Source organism: Paenibacillus sp. J5, from assembly GCF_054955055.1.
On record NZ_JBUEDD010000003.1, the window covers coordinates 195,111 to 214,927 of the forward strand.

Annotated in this window: 14 protein-coding genes; 12 read left to right on the forward strand and 2 right to left on the reverse strand. The window is 56.1% G+C overall.

Annotation, left to right across the window (positions count from 1 at the left end; all coding sequences use genetic code 11):
* Positions 1-23 precede the first annotated feature (23 nt).
* From ACY1JZ_RS06130 to ACY1JZ_RS06145, 4 genes are all read left to right on the forward strand, one after another.
* Entirely contained in the window at positions 24-848 is an 825-nt protein-coding gene (locus tag ACY1JZ_RS06130; protein ID WP_462628502.1) for an MBL fold metallo-hydrolase, read from the forward strand.
* An 85-nt stretch (positions 849-933) separates the two neighbouring features.
* Positions 934-2,127: a M14 family zinc carboxypeptidase gene (locus ACY1JZ_RS06135; protein WP_462628503.1), complete on the forward strand. Its 1,194-nt coding sequence runs from the start codon at positions 934-936 to the stop codon at positions 2,125-2,127.
* A gap of 259 nt (positions 2,128-2,386) precedes the next feature.
* Complete coding sequence (locus ACY1JZ_RS06140; protein WP_462628504.1) at positions 2,387-4,483, forward strand: PAS domain-containing protein; 2,097 nt, start codon at positions 2,387-2,389, stop codon at positions 4,481-4,483.
* A gap of 123 nt (positions 4,484-4,606) precedes the next feature.
* Positions 4,607-5,719, forward strand: coding sequence for a nitric oxide synthase oxygenase (locus ACY1JZ_RS06145; protein WP_462628505.1), 1,113 nt, complete (start codon positions 4,607-4,609; stop codon positions 5,717-5,719).
* A gap of 145 nt (positions 5,720-5,864) precedes the next feature.
* Here the strand turns inward: ACY1JZ_RS06145 and ACY1JZ_RS06150 are convergent, their stop codons facing one another.
* Positions 5,865-6,017: a DUF1540 domain-containing protein gene (locus tag ACY1JZ_RS06150; RefSeq protein ID WP_270166562.1), complete on the reverse strand. Its 153-nt coding sequence runs from the start codon at positions 6,015-6,017 to the stop codon at positions 5,865-5,867.
* A 259-nt stretch (positions 6,018-6,276) separates the two neighbouring features.
* Between ACY1JZ_RS06150 and ACY1JZ_RS06155 the strand changes: the two genes are divergently transcribed.
* Positions 6,277-6,456 carry a hypothetical protein gene (locus ACY1JZ_RS06155; RefSeq protein WP_462628506.1) on the forward strand — a complete coding sequence of 60 codons (180 nt, stop codon included), beginning with the start codon at positions 6,277-6,279 and terminating at the stop codon, positions 6,454-6,456.
* A 149-nt stretch (positions 6,457-6,605) separates the two neighbouring features.
* Here the strand turns inward: ACY1JZ_RS06155 and add are convergent, their stop codons facing one another.
* The gene (add, locus tag ACY1JZ_RS06160) at positions 6,606-7,658 is read right to left on the reverse strand and encodes an adenosine deaminase (protein ID WP_462628507.1); all 1,053 of its coding nucleotides are present in this window, start codon (positions 7,656-7,658) and stop codon (positions 6,606-6,608) included.
* A 378-nt stretch (positions 7,659-8,036) separates the two neighbouring features.
* On the opposite strand from add, the gene ACY1JZ_RS06165 reads away from it, so the two are divergent.
* From ACY1JZ_RS06165 to ACY1JZ_RS06195, 7 genes are all read left to right on the forward strand, one after another.
* A complete protein-coding gene (locus ACY1JZ_RS06165; RefSeq protein ID WP_270166559.1) occupies positions 8,037-8,963 on the forward strand; it encodes an ATP-binding protein in 927 nt (308 codons plus the stop codon).
* Between the two features lie 88 nt (positions 8,964-9,051).
* On the forward strand, positions 9,052-9,750 hold the full coding sequence (locus ACY1JZ_RS06170; protein WP_462628508.1) for a Na-translocating system protein MpsC family protein: 699 nt from the start codon (positions 9,052-9,054) through the stop codon (positions 9,748-9,750).
* A gap of 93 nt (positions 9,751-9,843) precedes the next feature.
* Positions 9,844-10,638, forward strand: a complete 795-nt coding sequence (gene pdaA / locus ACY1JZ_RS06175) for a delta-lactam-biosynthetic de-N-acetylase (protein WP_462628509.1) — start codon at positions 9,844-9,846, stop codon at positions 10,636-10,638.
* A gap of 171 nt (positions 10,639-10,809) precedes the next feature.
* Positions 10,810-11,208: a hypothetical protein gene (locus tag ACY1JZ_RS06180; protein ID WP_462628510.1), complete on the forward strand. Its 399-nt coding sequence runs from the start codon at positions 10,810-10,812 to the stop codon at positions 11,206-11,208.
* 267 nt (positions 11,209-11,475) lie between these two features.
* Entirely contained in the window at positions 11,476-12,024 is a 549-nt protein-coding gene (locus tag ACY1JZ_RS06185) for a glutathione peroxidase (protein WP_270166556.1), read from the forward strand.
* Positions 12,025-12,384: 360 nt separating this feature from the next.
* Entirely contained in the window at positions 12,385-13,080 is a 696-nt protein-coding gene (locus tag ACY1JZ_RS06190; protein ID WP_462628511.1) for a queuosine precursor transporter, read from the forward strand.
* Between the two features lie 519 nt (positions 13,081-13,599).
* On the forward strand, positions 13,600-19,413 hold the full coding sequence (locus tag ACY1JZ_RS06195; RefSeq protein WP_462628512.1) for a WIAG-tail domain: 5,814 nt from the start codon (positions 13,600-13,602) through the stop codon (positions 19,411-19,413).
* Positions 19,414-19,817: the final 404 nt, after the last annotated feature.

Below are 19,817 nucleotides of genomic sequence, written 5' to 3' on the forward strand. Positions count from 1 at the left end.
GTGGATGGGAAGGAGAATCACCTATGCTATTGTGGGAGAAGGAGGGCGTGGCGGTCTTCAGGAGCGCGCTGTATCAGACGATCTCCACTGTCGTGGTGACGGAGGATGCCGTGCTTGTCTCCGATCCAAGCTGGCTGCCTCATGAGATAGAGGAGATACGCCGCTATGTGCTGGAAATACGCGGCGAGCGTCCGCTGTACATGGTGCTGACGCATTCAGATTTTGACCATATATTGGGTGCTGGGGCTTTCCCGGAGGCGACGATTATTGCCAGTGCAGCATTGGCCTTCAAGGGAGAGGCGCAGCAGCAGAGCATCCTGGAGCAGATTCATGCCTTTGATGACGATTACTATATTAGCAGGCCCTATCCGGTGAGCTACCCACGGGTGGATGAAGTGGTCACTGAGGAAGGACAGCAGCTTGAGCTCGGAGGTACGACACTCACCTTCTACCATGCTCCAGGTCACAACGATGATGGCATCTTCACGCTGGTCGAGCCGCTGGGACTGTGGTTGGCTGGGGATTATCTATCCGACATCGAATTCCCTTATATCTATCATAATAGTAGGCAGTATGAATCAACGATCGGCAAGCTGGACGACCTAATGCAGCAGCATGAGGTGAGACTGCTGATCCCCGGACATGGGCAGCCGACTTGTGACCGCGAGGAGATGCGGCACAGGCAGCAGAAGGATCAGGCGTATATTGCCGCGCTGCGAGCCGCAATCCTGCGCGGGGATGACGCGGGCATCGAAGCCCTCATCGCGGATTGCCCCTTCCCGCGGAATATGAGCAAGTTTCACCGGGCCAATCGCTCGCTTATCGAACGTGAGCTAGGACGCGGCTGAGGATTGCCGCAGGTGTGCTGACAGTCATCATTCACCGTTCCTCTCCATAAGGTAGAAGTAGCGATAAGTTAGAGGGGGCGGCGATATGAACATTACGGTCAGACGAGGAGATACGTTATGGGGCTACAGCCGCTGGTTTCGAGTGCCGCTGGAGCTCATCGAGGACTCTAATCCTGGGCTGGCTCCATCTGCATTGGCAGTCGGGGGACAGGTTCGCATCCCTGGCTACCAGACTGTAGCGTATACCATCAAGGCGGGCGATACGCTATGGGATATTGCCACTGCCCGCCAAGTGGAGCTGGAGAGCATCTATGCATTAAATCCAGAGGTGCAGCCATCCCGTCTACAGGCAGGACAGCGCATTCAATTGCCGCTTCGAGTGACGTGGCGGATCATCGATACCGATCGGCCCTATTCCTACACGGTACTGACAGAGGATCTGAACCGTCTGACGGAGCTCTACCCCTTCATCCGTCGTCGCTACATAGGCAGCTCGGTGCAGGGACGCAATATTTCGGCAGTGGACGTCGGACGTGGTGTGAATCGTGTGCATATCAATGCGGCTATTCACGCCAATGAATGGATTACCTCCCCTGTCCTGATGCGTCAATTGAATGACTATGTGCTGGCTCTGACTAATCGCGGCGAGCTGCGCGGGCTGAAGATGGAGCCGCGTTATGTTCAGACGATGCTGACGGTTGTGCCGATGGTCAACCCGGACGGGGTCGAGCTGGTCATCAGCGGACCGCCTGCCGAGGAGCCGCTGCGCTCGCAGGTGCTGGAGATCAATGGCGGAAGCGATGACTTCTCCGGCTGGAAGGCCAACATCCGCGGTGTGGATCTGAACGACCAGTTCCCGGCATTGTGGGAGCGGGAAGCGGAGCGTCAGCTCCAGCAGCCGTCCCCGCGCGATTATCCGGGTACGGCGCCGCTGACCGAGCCGGAGGCGATTGCACTGGCGGAGCTGACCAGGCAGAGCGATTACGCGCGCGTGCTGGCTTACCACACACAGGGGCGGGTCATCTATTGGGGCTTTGAGGGGCTGCAGCCACCGGAATCAGAGACACTGGCTAATGAATTTGCCCGTGTCAGCGGCTATACACCTGTGGAGACGATCGACAGCTACGCCGGGTATAAGGATTGGTTCATACAGGATTGGCGCAGGCCAGGCTTCACCATCGAGCTGGGAGAGGGGGTCAACCCGCTGCCGCTCTCCGAGCTGGATGCGATCGCTGAGGAGAGCCTGGGCATCTTCCTTGTTAGTCTCGACTTCACATAATATCAATCTGAAGGCCCGATTCCAAGCCGCTTCTCTGCTGCAGAGAGGCGGCTTTCGTTCATGGATCAGAATACAACCGGTGTCCATCTGAGCAAGCGATGAAGGTGGGGACGCAGCTTATGGCTGTGCAGAACGTGGCAAGCTTTGTCGAACCAATAGAGCTTTTGACGCAGGGAAGGAATTTGCGAGGCGCGGGGAGAAATGGGTGAGGAAAAGTCATAGCGCAGGGAGAGCCATAGCGCAGGGAGGTTGTGCCGCGGTGACAGCAGATCCAATAGCTTCTGCATGCTCCAATCAGGATTGGAGCGTGGACGAAACTTCGTTGAATACAGCTTGCATGAAACAAACGGAGCTGTATAGCACGTTGATAAATGAGTTTTTGCCGCCCTGTATCCTGGTGAATAAATTCAACGATATTGTACATACGTCCGGCCCGATCGAGCGTTATATTGCCATTCCCAAAGGCAAGATCAGCCTGAATCTGTTCAAGATGCTGTCATCGCAGCTAGCGCTGGTTATCGGTACCGCGCTCCATCAAGCCCGCCAGGAGAATCGCAAGGTCGTCTGCCGCGACTTTCATGTGGTGGATGATTCGGGGAGAGGTCGGATGCATCTGGCGGTGGAGCCGTTCTCCGCTCAGAAAGAGATGGAGCTGATGGTAATTTTTATCGTCGAGGAAATTCCGGGGGAAGGACCGGCGGGTATTGCAGGAATCGCAGGGATCGACGACAGCGTCTATACGCATATTCGCGCCTTGGAGAGCGAGCTGGAATGTACGCAGGACAATCTGAAGCAGACGATTCAGAAGCTTGAGGCCTCCAACAATGCGCTGCTGGAGCTGAATGACGAGCTGGTGCTGGTTAATGATGAGCTGAAGAACAGCAACGAGGAGCTGCATACGGTCAATAACGAATTGATGCTGGTCAATCTGGAGCTGCAACGCAAATTATTTGACTTGACCGAGTTGAACAATGATATGGACAATTTCCTCGTCAGCACACGAATCGGAACGCTGTTCCTGGATACGGAGATGCATATTCGTCGGTTTACGCCGTCGGCAACGAAGCTGTTTCACCTGATGCAAGTCGATATTGGTCGCCCGATCTACCACATTACCCATCAATTAAAATATAATTCGCTGCTGGAGGATATTCAGTTGGTGCTGTCCTCATACAAAACCATTGAACGCGAGGTACGCAGTCTGAGCGGACGGTGGTACAGTATGCGTATTTTGCCCTATCGGACGATGGACAACCTGGTGCATGGCGCAGTGCTGACCTTCGTTGATATTACAGAGCTCAAGCAGGCGAACACAGAGCTGGAGAAGCTGTCGTATGCGATTGAGCAGAGCCCAAGCATGGTCATGATTATGGATGTAGAGGGCTATATTGAATACGTGAACCCGGCCTTTACCAAGAAGACGGGGCTAACGGAGAAGGAAGTGCTGCACTGCAACCTGAGAGAGTATCTGAATGCCCACACCGCTTCCCCGAGCCAGGTGAGCGAGATCATGCGTGCCATTGCCAGCGGCAAGGAATGGTCTGGCGACTTGAAAAACCGGCGCAAGCATGGGGATGCCGACTGGTACTGGGAGAGCTGCTCCATACAGCCGATCAAAAACAAGGACGGCGAAATCATCCATTATCTGAAGATGTCGGAGGACATTACAGAGCATAAGAAGACGGAGGAGCTGCTGCGCAAATCCGAGATGCTCTCAGCGGTGGGCGAATTGGCGGCGGGGATCGCGCATGAGATCCGCAATCCGCTGACAGCGCTCAAGGGATTCGTGCAACTGATGAAGGCGCAGGGAGGCAATGAGAAATATATTGCCATCATGCTCTCGGAGTTCAACCGGATCGAGCATATTATTAACGAGCTGCTGCTGCTGTCCAAGCCCAAGATCATTAACTTCCAGCCCAGCAACCTGCTGCACATCTTGAATGATGTTCTGCTATTAATCGATACACAGGCTATATTGAACAAGGTGCATATCATTACTGAGGTGGAGGATACGCTGCCGTTGATCCAGTGTGTTGAGAATCAGCTCAAGCAGGTCTTCATCAATCTGCTCAAAAATGCGATTGAGTCGATGCCAGGGGGCGGGATCATTCATGTCTCCATGAAGCGGGTCGATAATGATATGATCGGCATCAGCATTCGCGACGAGGGCTGCGGCATTCCATCGGACAAGCTGCAGCGGCTAGGGGAGCCATTCTTCACCACCAAGGAGAAGGGCACAGGGCTTGGCATGATGGTAAGCTTCAACATTATTGAAGGGCACAAGGGCTGCATGCACATCTCCAGCGTGGAAAATGTCGGGACGACGGTATCGATCCGGCTGCCCGCTCTGCTGTAGCCTACCCTCAGGCTGATACAACGAAAGCGTGTCGTTTGTGTCTTGTCAGCTTCGGGCTGTGGATTGGCATCGGCTTTGTAGCTAAGCTATAATAAGGGTACTTATTGAACTGAGGGGAACACCATGAACATACAGGAACAGGAACAGGAGCGATATGCGAAGGCAAGCGAGTTTATCCATCGCTGCTACCGCGAGCTGGGGAAGACGGATGAGGAGACAGAGGAACGGCTGGCTGCCATTCGCGAGGCAATCGAGGAGACAGGGGCCTATACGCATACAGTGGAGGAGCTGGAGCATGGCGCGCGGATGGCGTGGCGAGGCAGCAATCGCTGCATCGGTCGGCTGTTCTGGGAGACGCTGCATGTAATCGACGCGCGGGCGCTGACCGATGCCCGGCAGATTGCTGACGCTCTGCAGCATCACATCCGCTGGGCAACCAATGGCGGTCGTATCCGCCCGGCGATTACCGTGTTCAAGGCATCCGGGCTGGAGCAGGGCGGCGATGTCCGCATCTGGAATCATCAGCTTATCCGTTATGCTGGCTATGAGACGGGTGAAGGGGTGCTGGGCGATCCGGCGTCCGTGCGATTTACCGAGGTTTGCCAGTCCCTGGGCTGGCGGGGAGCCGGGACGGCCTACGATCTGCTCCCACTCGTTATTCAGATCGGCGAGGAGAGGCCGCAGTGGTTCCCGCTACACAGGGAGGATGTGCTGGAGGTGCCGATCCGCCATCCGCAACTGGCGGCATTCAATAAGCTGGGGTTACAGTGGTACGGCGTGCCGATCGTATCGGATATGCGGCTGGAGATCGGAGGCATCTCATATACCGCGGCACCGTTCAATGGATGGTACATGGGCACCGAGATTGGGGCGCGCAATCTGGCGGACACGAGCCGCTACAACATGCTTCCCGCCGTAGCCAGGGCGATGGGGCTTGACCCCACCTCACATGCCTCGACCCTGTGGAAGGATCGCGCACTGGTGGAGCTGAATGCCGCGGTGCTGGATTCCTACAAGAAGCATGGTGTAACGATCGTCGATCACCACACTGCCGCTACGCAGTTTCAACGCTTCGAGGAGCGGGAGGCAGAGAGTGGACGGGAGGTCACGGGACGCTGGTCATGGCTGATTCCGCCGCTATCGCCAGCTACCACACATATCTTCCATTCAGCCTACCACGATCAGGAGCATAGCCCGGGATTTGAATATCAGGAAAAGCCCTACGGAGTGGATTGAACTCACCTGGAGAATCAAGCGGAAGATAAAAAGTGATAATAATTATCATTATTGGAAATACTGTAACCAGCAGCGGCAGCACGAAGACAGCGGCCCTGCCGAGGCCGCTGTCTTCGTGGAATCTGATATGGGGTTGCTTGATAGACTACAGCTTGGGTTCGAAGGTTTTGCAGTCGGTTTCCTCCGAGTTGCGGGCATGCTGCCCGCGGCTTACGACATAGATGGAGGACGCGCTGCATTTGTTGCCGTTGCTCCAATATTTACAGGAGTTTACTTCACACAATACATCTTGTGCCATGGTTTCACCTCCTCTCTCCCTATTAGGATGGGTAAACATCGGGCTTTGTTATACGTGTGCGCAGCAAAATTGTGCAATACGGCCCGGCATTACTTTGCCCTGCAACCGCATAGGGCTGCGATGCATCTAGGCACAGATGCTGTCGCATCGTTGCCAGGAAGCTCCCAGACGCCTCATCTAAGTTGCCGGGGCATGGCGTGCGAGGTATAATTCCTGCTCTCCCGTTAGACACTACAGCATCAGAAGGGAGGGCTGCATGATGAGCCGCAATGTGAACTACAACCGCAACCGAAATGAGAACAGCGACAACAACGGTCAGCGTACATCCGAGGTGCATGGCGGGGAATTCCGCAACGGTCGCAAAAGCCAATATAAAAATAATAACCCCCAAAACAACGGGGATATCCCAAATGAGTATGTCCATAACAAGGATTCCTAGCAGGAAGCACCAAGGCAGCATGAAGGTGACTGTCTGGGCAGATGCTGCGCTATATACTGGGGCAGCTACCGGGGCTGCATATTGATATAGCAACAGCAGGCTCCTTCGCGTATCGCGAAGGAGCCTGCTGCATTTCAACCCGTATATGCCTATGGATTCATTTCCTGTTCCAGCTTGCTGAATCTCTCCAGCATGGCTGTTCTCAGCGCCTGCTTATCCGCCTCAGGCAGCCATGCGGCTGCGGCGCCGTTCAGCGCGATCTGCTTCAGTTCGTCCCAGGAGAATCCGAAGCGGCGATTCAGCTCGGCATATTCCGAAGTGAGGGTCGTGTTGGATACCGTGGGATTGTCGGTATTGACCGTCACCAGAAGTCCTCTGTCGACATACTCGCGGATGGGATAAGCCTCCCAGCCTGGCACAGCCTTCGTCTGAATATTGCTCGTCGGACACATCTCAAGCGGCACACGGCGTGACTGTACCTCGGCGACTAGCTCTGGAGATTCCTTCAACCGGATGCCATGGCCTATACGGACAGCACCCAGCCCATCGAGTGCCTCGCGGATGCTATCCGTACCGGCGGCCTCGCCGGCGTGGATTGTGGCCGGAAGTCCCAGCTCGCGAGCGCGGGCGAATACCCGGCGGAACAGCCGCGGCGGATAGGAAGCCTCATCGCCTGCCAGATCAACGGCTGCGACGCCTTGCCCGGCAAGCAGGGCGGCGGCTTCGACAACAGCCAGATTAAGCGCCTCGCTATGATGGCGCATGCATATAATGATCGCTTGCGCCTGGATGTCATGGTCGGCCTGTGCCTGCGTCAGGCCGCGGAGTACACAGCGGATGGTCTCGACAAGCGTCAGCCCTTGCATGGTGTGAAGCTGTGGGGCAAAGCGAATCTCTGCATAGAGACAGCCCTGCTCCGCGCAATGCGCCACGGCCTCGTAGGCCACTCTCTCCAGTGCCTCCGCTGTCTGCAGCAGCGGCAACACGAAATCGAACTTCTCTAAGTACTCCTTCAGACTGCCGCAGTGCTCACCGACCTGCATATAGGGCAATAGCTGAGCAGCGTCTTGCACGGGCAAGGCATAGTGCTGACTCTGTGCCAGCTCGATCAGCGTGGCCGGGCGAACGCAGCCATCCAGATGCAGATGCAGCTCGGTTTTGGGCATCAGCCGCAGCTTGTCGATTGGAATCGGATGAATCATCATATCGGCTCCTTTGCTCTAATATACACAACATAACGAGGTGTTCGTCAAAAGTCAAATGCTGTAAAGCAATCTTTTGTTATCAAGCGTCAAATAGCTTTTTTTGTGCAAGTCCTTGTGATATAATGGGGTCGACTGGGAGCGGATATATGCGAATTGATATACAGTTATTCAATACCATCTTGCTGCTGGTTCTTCTAATTCCTATCGTACATAGAATAGCAAACCTGTTTAGAATGAACCTTAACGATGTATTACGGGTAAATGAGTGAAAGATTCAACGCGAATCCAAGTCACTGCATGGCCTAACTACTCTTAGTGAGCAGTTAGGCTTTTTTATTTATTACATTTTTTTCAAAAGCTGGGGGTTTGAAGGGGATGTTTCATAGGAAAATGTTTCAACTCCCTATGTCGCTGGTCATATGTCTAGGAGTCATTATTGTACTGGTCAACCAGGTCATCTTGTATATTCTGGGCAGCTCGCTAGTAATTGGGCTCTGGGGATTTCTGTTTGCGTCCGGGCTGGTCACAGGCGGAATCGTCTATCACATCAGATGTAACAAGCTGCTGTATCTGAAGGAGCATACGATTGCTGAGCAGAGCAGCGTCCGTGAGAATAATAAACAACTGCAGGGTCGTCTGGAGGAGACAGAGAAGCTCACGCTGGCCGGGACGCTGGCGGCCGGTATTGCGCATGAGATTAGGAATCCGCTTACCAGCCTGAAGGGCTTCATTCAGCTTGGACGAACGAAAAATCCTCAGTATACCGATCTGATGCTGACCGAGATTGACCGCATCAACGGCATTGTCAGCGAGCTGCTGGAGCTGGCTGTGCCCAAACCCTCGGCTTTGGAGAAGGTGCGCTTATATTCGCTCCTACAAAACGTTGCTCTGCTTCTTCACGCCCAGGCCAACCTCTATAACGTCGAGCTGCGCATCCTGCCTGCGGAGTGCGATCAGGAGGACATGATCGTTCACGGGGAAGAGAATAAGCTGAAGCAGGTGTTTATAAATTTGATCAAAAATGCAATCGAGTCTATGGATAAAGGAGGCGAAATTAATATTACATTGACCTCGTCCGATAAGTGGGCGGCGGTACAGATCACTGATCAGGGTGTCGGGATTGGTACGGAGCTGCTTGGGCGGCTGGGCGAGCCGTTTTTTACAACGAAGGCGCAAGGAACGGGACTGGGATTGATGATAAGCCATCGTATCGTTGCGGAGCACAACGGGAAGCTTGATTTTCACAATAACGGAAACGGCGGTACAACAGTAACCGTGAAATTGCCGATTTTTCTGAGATAGGGGGATAACAGGACTTGTCACAAGCTCGAACTGGTGGCCTGTGTAATGGGGAATCTGCTATACATAGACCATGGACGAGTCAAATCCTATGAGTCAACAAATTAACCAACATCAGCAACTAATTGCCAGCTATACCGGCAAGCTGCTTCGTGATTTTTTCGGTAAGGGGCCAGAATCCGTGTTCGTGTCATTAGGGGGCAATGTGATGGCGATCTACCTGCGCAATTTTATTACTCCCACGGAGCGCGTCTTGCTAGAGCAGGGACATGAGGCAATTATTCATGATATGCGCGACAGGCTGATGGAGACGATGGTTCCGGAGATAGCCGATTATGTGGAAAACCTAACCGAGAATCGGCTGGAAGAAATCTATTATGACTGGAATGTGAAAGAACGGACGATGATGCTGCTGGGGCTCTTCAGGCAGCCGATACCCGGCATTCCGCCTCTGGAGACGAGCTATACCGGTCAACTCGAGCTGGAGCGGGAGCTTAGGCAGATTAGCCACAGTAATGAACGAGCGCCTGATACGATCATCAGCTTCGAGCTTAACCCGCGGATACTGGTGGTCATTCGTCAGGGGATTTTGCTTGGGGTGGAGAAGGAACTGATTCGTCACGGGCAGGGCGAGCTGCTCAAGAGAATCAAGAAGAGCATGGAGAAAGAACGTCTTTTACATAACAGTAATTTTGACTTCATCCTGAACAAGCGCGTTCAGGATTGCTTTGTAGACTGGAACTATGAGCAGGACAAGAGTGCCATCCTGCTGGTCACCGGCAACCGTTAATCCTGTCGTCTGCACCAAGCGCGCCATAGCCGGATGAGATACGGGCGAACTTGGCATACTACCTTGTAACGAATGTGCAAGGGGTGAAGTTCAATGTTCAATCAACGCGGTCGTGCTGCGATATGTCTGCTCATCATTCTGGCATTGGCACTGGCACCGGGAGCGCTGGCGGCTGCCCAGCCCTATCATTTCGGCTTCAAGAAGAGTCGTGGCGGCAGTCCGGCTTCGATCGATGAGGAAGGGTTCAAGGAGCTGCTTGAACGACATGGTGGTGTATTTCTTGGACGGGCAGCGGATAAGTCGTTGTACCTCACCTTTGATAATGGTTATGAGAATGGGTATACAGGTCAGATTCTGGATGTGCTGAAGCACAAGAAGGTGCCGGCTGCCTTTTTTGTTACCGGTCATTACGTGAACGACCAGCCGGAGCTGCTCAAGCGGATGGCGGCTGAGGGTCATATTATAGGCAACCACTCCTGGAGCCACCCGGATATGACACAGATCTCTACTCAGCAGATTAAGGAAGAGCTGAATAAGGTGAAGGATGCTGTAGCCAAAGTGACAGGGCAGTCTCGAATGGACTATCTGCGCCCGCCGCGGGGCATCTTCAGCGAGCACTCGCTCAAGGTCAGTCATGAGATGGGCTATACCAATGTGTTCTGGTCGGTAGCCTACAAGGATTGGGACACGAAGCAGCAGCGCGGCAAGCGCTATGCCTATGATAATGTGATGAGTCAACTACATCCGGGCGCTGTTATGCTCCTGCACTCTGTCTCCAAGGATAACGCAGAGGCGCTTAGCGATATTATCGATGCTGCCCGTGCCCAGGGCTATCAGTTCCGCAGTCTGGACGAGTTGGGACACAAGCAACTGTACGAACTGCCGTAATACGTAATACAATCAGGGAGCCCTCGGCCGCTACCGTGTGTAGAGCTGAGGGCTCTTTGTATGCATGTAAGCTGCCTGTCATCGTGCGTAATGGGACGAACTCCACTATAATGGGATATAGATAATGGGATATAGATGAAGTACGCTCGTCTCGTTAGGAGGGCTCATTCGATGCTGCAACGAAGAGAGAAGCTGATATTGCGCAGCTTGGCAGTGCTATTAATGACGTATCAGACGGTGGCCATGTTCATCTCAGGTCAGGTAGTCACCTTCTTCATATATGGTGCGCTGCTCATCCTGCTTCGACAAGGCCATAACTGGGCGAGGCTTGTGCTGAGTGTGCTGTTGCTGGTGAGTGCGGCAGTTGGAGGATTAGGGTTGACCGGCGTTATAGCGATGAATCTGCCCTATCCGGTCGCAACATTGGTCATCCTGGTAAGCTATGCCGCGGCGGGGCTGTGGCTCCTCTACTCGCGTGGTCTGCGGCAGGTGTTCCGTGAGCGGGGTGAGGCGAAGCGAACCCGTGCCTCTGGCAATGAACGATCAGGACAGAGAAGTAGAAACGGCTAAGCTGAAGCGGACAGGGCAATCGGCTCAACCGGCTTCGCTTCGCTACTTAGGCTCAGTGTCGTTGCGATGCGATAGGGCCGCTCTGTTCAGACAGGGCAGCGTCATAATAGCCAGGACAGTGAGAAAGCTGTTAATGTATAATAGAAGCCAACGGCCTCTGCCGCCCTGCTGCCAGCGACTAAAATTGATTATCTGCGAGGTCATTGGCGGTGTTCGGATGCGGAGGGCTAACGGCTCTACTCCAATAGAATGCGAGGTGCCATGACGATGGCGACGATCTATGATTTTACTGTAACAAAGACAAACGGAGAGCGATTTCCTCTATATCATTATGAAGGCCAACCGGTGCTCATCGTCAATACGGCCAGCAAATGCAAATATACGCCGCAATTCGACGATATGCAAAAGCTGTACGATCAATATAAAGAGCGGGGCCTGCAGGTGATCGGTTTCCCATGCAATCAATTCGCCGAGCAGGAGCCGGGCAGCAGTCAGGAAGCCGAGTCGTTCTGTCAGATTAACTACGGCGTGCAATTCCCTATGTTCTCCAAGCTCGACGTCAACGGCGAGCAGGCGCATCCGTTATATGATTTCCTGAAGAAATCAGGGCCATTCGGCGGATTTGATGAATCGAATATGAACGGCAAGCTGCTGAAGCTGATGGTGGCGGACAAGGCTCCACACTGGCTGCACGGAGATGCGATCAAATGGAATTTCACGAAATTTCTGATTGACCGGGAAGGGCGTGTCATTCAGCGCTTCGAGCCTGTTGCCTCAGTTGATGCAATCAGGGACAGTATTGAGAACGTATTGTAGCATAGGCCTGCTGACGCCTGGGCAGGCTGTTAGTAGGCTAATGCTGTGATCGCAAGCGTGAGGAGCTTTCTCGCAGGCATATCAGGAGTATGTCAAGAAGAGCAACACTGCACGGGCATGGGGCGAAAAGCGCCGAGGGGTGTCCTTGAGCTGGTTTGAAGACAGGCTCTAGCACTTATTGGGGTTGTCGTATGCACTGCTGCCTGGGAGAGCGAAGTTGCACGCCTTCACAATCTGTAGTAAAGTAATGCCATTCAATATGGCGGATGCCCTGCTTCCAGCTTGATGGGAGTCAGGGTGTTTTGGCTGTATTCGCGGTTCGCAACCATCCCGCGTTATCAAAACTAAAGGGAGACATCCATGTTTAATCTAACTTGGGGCATCTTGTTTGTACTCGTCAACTTTACCTTATTCACCGTAAGCTACAGGCTGTTCGGCAAGAGCGGACTGTATGCCTGGGTGGCTTTTGCTACTGTCATTGCTAATATTCAGGTGGTAAAAACGATTGAGGTCGCAGGCGTCATTACGACGCTCGGCAATACCATCTATGCGTCGATCTACATGGCGACCGATCTGCTGAATGAAAAGTATGGGCCACAAGCGGCGCGCAAGGCGGTCTGGTTCGGCTTCTTCACGCTGATTGCGTCGACGATTATGATGCAGATGGCGCTCGTATTTACCCCGCAGCCGGGCGATCTGGCGCAGGAGTCGTTGCAGACAATCTTCGGCATGCTGCCGCGGCTGGCACTGGCAAGCCTGGCGGCGTATTTTATCAGCCAACTGCTGGATGTGAGACTGTTCAGCTATCTGAGGCAGAGGTTTCCAGCACGAAGCCAACTGTGGATACGGATGAACGGCAGCACTACACTTAGCCAACTGGTAGATTCTCTGGTGTTCTGTACGATCGCCTTTGTGGGTCAGTACAGCTTCGTGGTGTGGCTGCAAATTCTCTTCACTACGTATCTATTCAAATTTGTCATCTCCGTTGCCTCGACTCCGGTGCTCTACATCTCCAGACGCTACCATCATCCAGATGATCATCAGAGCACGGTCTAATCTGCCTGGTAGTCCTCTCGGTAGGGCTCATGCGGGAGGCGTTCATGCAGCGAGTGTGCCTGAGCTTGGCCGACTATGCGGATTCATGCTCCGCTGCTGCTGAGCCGATCTATGGGAATTCGAGCCTTCTCCTGTCTTGGGGAAGGTTTTTCGTGTGTTACGAAGCCTAGCCTGTCATGGACGGCGAAATCATCTGCGCTTGATGCTCAGAAACAACGGAAGAATTGCATGACGGGCTGTAGCCGTTAAGTCTGTGACCTGCCCGCCTATCGATGCATATGCTGTAGGAAACTAGGCGATGCAAAGGAGAAGGCGATGGCGACGAACAAGCGAGGTAAGCGCAGAAGGGAAAAGAAACCGCTGTTTTACATTGATAATCCAAGGTCCTCCGAGCTGAAATGGTTGGATGAGGAGACCAGGGGCAGGCCGAGCAGAGCCGGCAGGGGTATACCGGAGAAGGAGATGGGAGTTCATTCTGCATCCGCGCCGATTTCGCCTGTGATAAGGGAATGGAGAAATATGGGGGACTCTAATGCGGCTGATGATGTTGCAGACGGAGCGATAGATGTGGGTATAGCTGGTGCGAAGACGTGGAGGGATAGCGCGGAACATACCGATTGGGAAGAGGAGGCCATGTCACAGCCCGAGCTGGATGAGAGCAGCATGAAGAGTGTGTCTGACGAGGAAGACGCCACACTCAGTGAGGCAGAAGAGGACGAACTAACCCAGGAGGAACGGACGCAGCGCTGGACAGAGCGACAGGCTGCAGCGGCTGCACGCAGCATGCCGATGCCGCTGGTATATACGGATGATCTGGCTCCAGGCTCAGTCACGGAGGGCAAGGTGGCTCGTGGCGCGATTGGCGGGAATCAACTGCAGCATAAGAGTGTCAGTACGCAGCAATTGGCCGATTACGCTGTGGAGAGCATCAATCTTGCTCCTCAATCTGTCACCTCAGCGAAGCTTGCTCCTCAATCTGTCACCGAGGCGCATATCGCGCCGCAATCGATAACGAGCGAGCACATTCGGGAAGGGGCGATTGGCGGCGGGAAGCTGCAGGATGGAACGATCGGCCCCGAGAAGCTGGCGGATCGCATCATCAGTGGCGAGAAGCTGGCGGAACGCTCCATCGATGCCCGCCATCTGAGGCTGGAGAGCATCGCGGGCGAGCTGCTGGAGCCGGGTTCGATCGGAGCCGCTCAGCTTGGCCCTGGTGTAGTGCAGAGCATTCACTTGGCCAATGAAGCGGTCGATAATGCGAAGCTGGCTGACGGAGCCGTCACCAGCAGCAAGCTGGCGGAGGGGGCGATCAGCGGTCGACAGATTGGTCCTTCGACGCTAAGCGGAGATCATCTTCAGCCTGGACTGATCCAGCCACACCATCTGTCGGAGTCGTCCATCCATAGCCGCCATCTGGCGCCCGAATCCGTCGGAGAGCAGCAGCTTGCCCCCAGCGCGGTGGGCAGTCGCTCGTTGCAGGCGGGGGCGGTGACGGCTCATAGCTTAGCGCCTCAATCCGTAGATGGGAGGCATATCCAGGAAGGGGCGATCGGAGCCGCTCAGATCGGAGCCGGACAGATCGAATCGGGTCATATTGCTGATGGCGCATTGACCTCCAGCAAGCTGGCGGAGCAGGCGGTCACGACGATCAAGCTCGCTGACCATGCTGTAACGTCCTCCAAGCTGTCCGACTATAGTGTGACAGCGAGCAAGCTTGCCGACTATGCCGTGCATAGCAGGCATCTGATCAGCGGCAGCGTAACTCAAGCTCATCTGGCGCCGGAAAGTGTGGGGGCCCAGCAGTTGCAGCAGGGTGTGGTTAGCGGGCGCCATCTTAGGTCCAGCATCGTAGGCTCTGAGCATCTGCAGCAGGGCGCGGTAGGGTCTGAAGCGATCGCGCCGGATGCTATAGGTGAGGAGCATCTGGCATGCGGCTCCGTGACCGCGGCTCAGCTAGCGGATGGAGCTGTTACCCGGTCGAAGCTAGATGTGGGAAGCGTCGGCTCACAGGCGCTGGCTGAGCGGGCTGTAGGCGGCCGCCATCTTCAGGCTGGCGCTGTCGAGGCTATTCATCTGGCGGCGGGAAGCGTCGGAACGGATGCGATCGCGCATGAGGCGGTCACTTCAGCGAAGCTGGCGCCAGGTGCGGTTACCGAACGCCAGCTAGGAGCGGGAACGGTGTTTGCCCATCACTTGGCGGACTATGTCGTCAATTCCGTCAAGCTGTCGCCGGAGTCGGTCTCGACCGATAAGCTGACCGACCGGGCGGTGACATCCGCCAAGCTGAGCGACGGGAGCGTCAGCTCTAGCAAGCTGGCACCTGGTGCGGTGGAGCGTGGTCATCTGGCGTCATCCGCTGTAGGCTCCGCACAGCTCGCCCCGGAGTCGGTCTCCCGGCAGCACCTAGAGGCGGAAGCAGTCGATGAACGGGCCATTGGCAATCAGGCGGTGACGGCCTCCAAGCTGGCGCATCAGGCGGTAGGAGCGGAACATATCGCGCCGGCAGCAGTGGAGAGCCAGCATATTGAACCGGCAGCTATCGGCAGCGATCAGTTGGCGGCAGGAGCGGTTACCCGGCAGCATCTGTCACCGGACGTATTCGAGACAGATCAGTGGCCTGAACAATTCATACCCGGCAGCAAGCTTCAGCGGCTGGCGATCGGCACCGAGCATCTTCAGCCTGGAAGTGTGGGCGGGGAACAGCTTGCTGCGGATTCGGTATCCTCCACCCACCTAGCCAACGGTGCAGTTACGATGAGCAAGCTGGCGCTGCATTCGGTGGCGGCTACGCATATCGCGCCAGAGTCGATTCACACGCTTCATCTTGATGCTGGTGCAGTCGATGAGGCAGCACTTGCGAATGGAGCCGTCACAGCCACGAAGCTGGCGGCTGGTGCGGTGAATGCGTCCCATCTGGAGCAGGGTGCGGTGGAGCGCGGTCATCTGGCGGCGTCAGCGGTTACCTCAGAGACGATTGTTGACGGCGCTGTAACGGCTGAGAAGCTGGCAGCAGGCAGTGTAACGGACAGCACGCTCGCGGATGAGGCGGTGCAGTCGCGTCACGTGGCATCGCAGAGCATCGGTGCAGATCACCTGGCGCCTGGCGCAGTAGGGGCTGCCCATCTGGAGGCGAAGGCGGTCGGAGCCGATACAATCTGTGAAGGAAGCATCGGCGCAAGACATCTGGTGACTGATGCGGTCACCGCGCAGCATCTGTCGGCTCAGTCGGTCGGCAGGCGCCATCTGGCGCCAGATTCAGTAGGCAGCGAGCATCTGTCTGAGGGCTCCGTTGGTGCCAAGATGCTGCAAGATGGCGTGGTCGGCCCAGAGAAGCTGACTGCGGAGGCTATCCGCAGCATCCATGTGGCGCCGGGAGCGCTCATGGCACAGCATCTGGGTGACGGAGCGGTGCACAGCCGCCATCTTCAGTCGGGTGCTGTGGAGCCTAGGCATCTGTCACGCGAGATATTCGCCGCGGAGCAGTGGCAGGACGGCTCGATCCCGGGTGGCAAGCTGCAAGAGGGCACCGTGTCCAGCCGCCATCTGGCGCCGGGAAGTGTCGGTTCGGAGCAGCTTCAAGACAGTAGCGTCAGCTCCCAGAAGCTCTCCCCGTTATCGGTGGAAACCGGGCACATCTGCCCGGGGGCTGTAACTGCCCTTCAGTTGGCGGAGCAGGCCGTGCAATCCTATCATCTGGCATCCGGCTCGGTCACGGCCGAGCATCTGAGCGATGAGCTGCGCTTGGCTGACCATTGGGAGGACGGGACGATCGACGGGGCGAAGCTGCGGGAGGGAACGATCGGTGGCAGCCATCTCGAAGCTGGCAGCGTCGGGATGGAGCAGCTTGCGCCCTCCTCTGTAGGAAGCGAGCAATTGTATGTTGAAGCGGTCACCCAAGACAAGATTGCACGGCACGCTATCGTGTCCTGGCATCTCTCGCCTGAGGTCGTGCAGAGTCACCATCTGGCACCGGACGTAGTGGATGAGGCAGCGCTGGCCGATGGGGCGGTAAGTGGAACGAAGCTAGCACCCGGTGCGGTAGGCACGCATCATCTGGCTCCTGAGTCCGTGGATGAGGCAGCGCTGGCGGATGGAGCGGTAAGTGGAACGAAGCTTGCATCCGGTGCGGTAGGCACGCATCATCTGGCTCCCGAGTCCGTGGATGAGGCAGCACTGGCCGATGGAGCGGTGAGTGGAACGAAGCTGGCTTCTGGCGTGGTAGATGCTCATCATCTGGCAGAGCAGGCAGTACGCTCGCACCATCTGGCCTCAGGCAGCGTAGGCGCTCAGCAATTGGCAGTCGGTTCGGTCACAGCCGAGCATCTGAGCAGTGAGCTGCGCCTGGCTGACCATTGGGAGGACGGGACGATCGACGGGGCGAAGCTGCGGGAGGGAACGATCGGTGGCAGCCATCTCGAAGCTGGCAGCATCAGGATGGAGCAGCTTGCATCCTCCTCTGTAGGAAGCGAGCAGTTATATACTGGAGCGGTCACCCGCGACAAGATTGCACGGCATGCCATCGTGTCCTCGCATCTCTCGCCCGAGGCCGTACAGAGCCATCATCTGACTCCTGAGTCCGTGGATGAGGCGGCTCTGGCGGATGGGGCGGTAAGTGGAACGAAGCTGGCCTCTGGTGCGGTAGGCACGCACCATCTGGCTCCTGAGTCCGTGGATGAGGCAGCGCTGGCGGATGGAGCGGTGAGTGGAACGAAGCTGGCATCCGGTGCGGTAGGCACGCACCATCTGACCCCTGAGTCCGTGGATGAGGCAGCGCTGGCGGATGGAGCGGTAAGTGGAACGAAGCTGGCATCCGGTGCGGTAGGCACGCATCATCTGGCTCCTGAGTCCGTGGATGAGGCAGCGCTGGCGGATGGAGCGGTAAGTGGAACGAAGCTGGCATCCGGTGCGGTAGGCACGCATCATCTGGCTCCTGAGTCCGTGGATGAGGCAGCGCTGGCGGATGGAGCGGTGAGTGGAACGAAGCTTGCATCCGGTGCGGTAGGCGCGCATCATCTGGCTCCCGAGTCTGTGGATGAGGCAGCGCTGGCGGATGGAGCGGTGAGTGGAACGAAGCTGGCTTCGGGCGTGATAGACGCTCATCATCTGGCAGATAAGGCAGTACGCTCGCACCATCTGGCGGCCGGTTCGGTCACGGTCTATCATCTGAGCAGTGAGCTGCGCCTGGCTGACCATTGGGAGGACGGGACAATAGACGGGGCGAAGCTGCGGGAGGGAACCGTCTGCGGCAGCCACCTTCAATCTGACAGCATCGGAATGGAGCAGCTTGCGCCCTCTTCTGTAGGAAGCGAGCAACTGTATATTGGAGCCGTAACTCGCGACAAGATTGCACGGCACGCCATCATATCCTCGCATCTCTCGTCCGAGGCCGTGCAGAGCCATCATCTGTCCTCTGAGTCCGTGGATGAGGCAGCGCTGGCGGATGGAGCGGTGAGCGGAAGAAAGCTGGCTCCCGGTGCAATAAGCACGCATCATCTGACCCCTGAGTCCGTGGATGAGGCAGCGCTGGCGGATGGAGCGGTGAGCGGGGCGAAGCTGGCTCCCGGTGCAATAAGCACGCATCATCTGTCCTCTGAGTCCGTGGATGAGGCGGCGCTGGCCGATGGAGCGGTGAGCGGGGCGAAGCTGGCTCCGGGAGCAATAGGCACGCATCATCTGTCCTCTGAGTCCGTGGACGAGGCAGCGCTGGTGGATGGAGCGGTGAGCGGGGCGAAGCTGGCTCCGGGGGCAATAGGCACGCATCATCTGTCCTCTGAGTCCGTGGACGAGGCAGCGCTGGCGGATGGAGCGGTGAGCGGGGCGAAGCTGGCTCCGGGGGCAATAAACACGCATCATCTGTCCGCCGGGGCAGTCCAGCCGGAGCATCTGGCTCCCGGAGCGCTGACGGGTCAACTGCTAGCTGAAGGCAGTATTACTGCCGACAAATTGGCACCAGGGGTACTGAGCGCAGGAGGGCCCCCTGTTCTTGAGGCGGGGGCGGTCACCGGGCTGCATCTGGGAGATTGCTCGGTGCCACTGTCGAAGCTGGCCTTCTCGCCAGTAGTCAGTCTATCGGCTGACCATGTCATCGGCCAATCCTTCGGCTTGTCGCCGTTCGCCTTCGACGCGCAGGAGGAGCAGCTCGATGTGGTAATCCTGTTCGATACGCCGTTTGGCAGCGACCAGTATGCAATGACAGCGACGACTGACCACCCGTGCTGTCTCGCCTATGTCCAGTCCAAAACACCGGAGGGCGCGATCATTACGATCGTTCGAAACCGGATCAGCCCGAACCCGAGCGGGACGCTGAACTGGATCGCGATAGGCCCCAAATAACTAGCTTAACTCATTAGGTCGTGTCTGAACACCCGTTCAAGGGCATCTCTCCCCGCCTTTTCGCCCCATGCTGCGTTGCTTTTTCTTGACGTACCCCCGGTACGCCTGCGAAAATGCGCCTTGCCTGGAACGAAAATTCGGCCAGATCTGTTCCGTTCAGAGTGTTCAGACACGCCCTAGAACGGCGCCTGCCGTTTACGATTGAAGAATGCCGCTTGCTACGCGCAAGCAGGCATTCTTTTTTTTGGATGAACAACGTTATGGAGGAGACTGTATGCTTCAATTCACATAATAGACATAATTAATAGCGCTTGCAGAGTTTGACGTAAAATAGCGATGGGTGATATAGTTCAATAGTGAAACTATTTGATCGTGAAATTATTCGATCTGCAAACTAATTATCG

What these genes read in the sequence shown, in the direction of transcription:
- ACY1JZ_RS06130 (WP_462628502.1), top strand. Translation starts at nt 24, where the DNA reads ATGCTATTGTGGGAGAAGGAGGGCGTGGCGGTCTTCAGGAGCGCGCTG.
- ACY1JZ_RS06135 (WP_462628503.1), top strand. Translation starts at nt 934, where the DNA reads ATGAACATTACGGTCAGACGAGGAGATACGTTATGGGGCTACAGCCGC.
- ACY1JZ_RS06145 (WP_462628505.1), top strand. Translation starts at nt 4,607, where the DNA reads ATGAACATACAGGAACAGGAACAGGAGCGATATGCGAAGGCAAGCGAG.
- ACY1JZ_RS06150 (WP_270166562.1), bottom strand. Translation starts at nt 6,017, where the DNA reads ATGGCACAAGATGTATTGTGTGAAGTAAACTCCTGTAAATATTGGAGC.
- ACY1JZ_RS06155 (WP_462628506.1), top strand. Translation starts at nt 6,277, where the DNA reads ATGAGCCGCAATGTGAACTACAACCGCAACCGAAATGAGAACAGCGAC.
- add (WP_462628507.1), bottom strand. Translation starts at nt 7,658, where the DNA reads ATGATTCATCCGATTCCAATCGACAAGCTGCGGCTGATGCCCAAAACC.
- ACY1JZ_RS06165 (WP_270166559.1), top strand. Translation starts at nt 8,037, where the DNA reads ATGTTTCATAGGAAAATGTTTCAACTCCCTATGTCGCTGGTCATATGT.
- ACY1JZ_RS06170 (WP_462628508.1), top strand. Translation starts at nt 9,052, where the DNA reads ATGAGTCAACAAATTAACCAACATCAGCAACTAATTGCCAGCTATACC.
- pdaA (WP_462628509.1), top strand. Translation starts at nt 9,844, where the DNA reads ATGTTCAATCAACGCGGTCGTGCTGCGATATGTCTGCTCATCATTCTG.
- ACY1JZ_RS06180 (WP_462628510.1), top strand. Translation starts at nt 10,810, where the DNA reads ATGCTGCAACGAAGAGAGAAGCTGATATTGCGCAGCTTGGCAGTGCTA.
- ACY1JZ_RS06185 (WP_270166556.1), top strand. Translation starts at nt 11,476, where the DNA reads ATGGCGACGATCTATGATTTTACTGTAACAAAGACAAACGGAGAGCGA.
- ACY1JZ_RS06190 (WP_462628511.1), top strand. Translation starts at nt 12,385, where the DNA reads ATGTTTAATCTAACTTGGGGCATCTTGTTTGTACTCGTCAACTTTACC.
- ACY1JZ_RS06195 (WP_462628512.1), top strand. Translation starts at nt 13,600, where the DNA reads ATGGGGGACTCTAATGCGGCTGATGATGTTGCAGACGGAGCGATAGAT.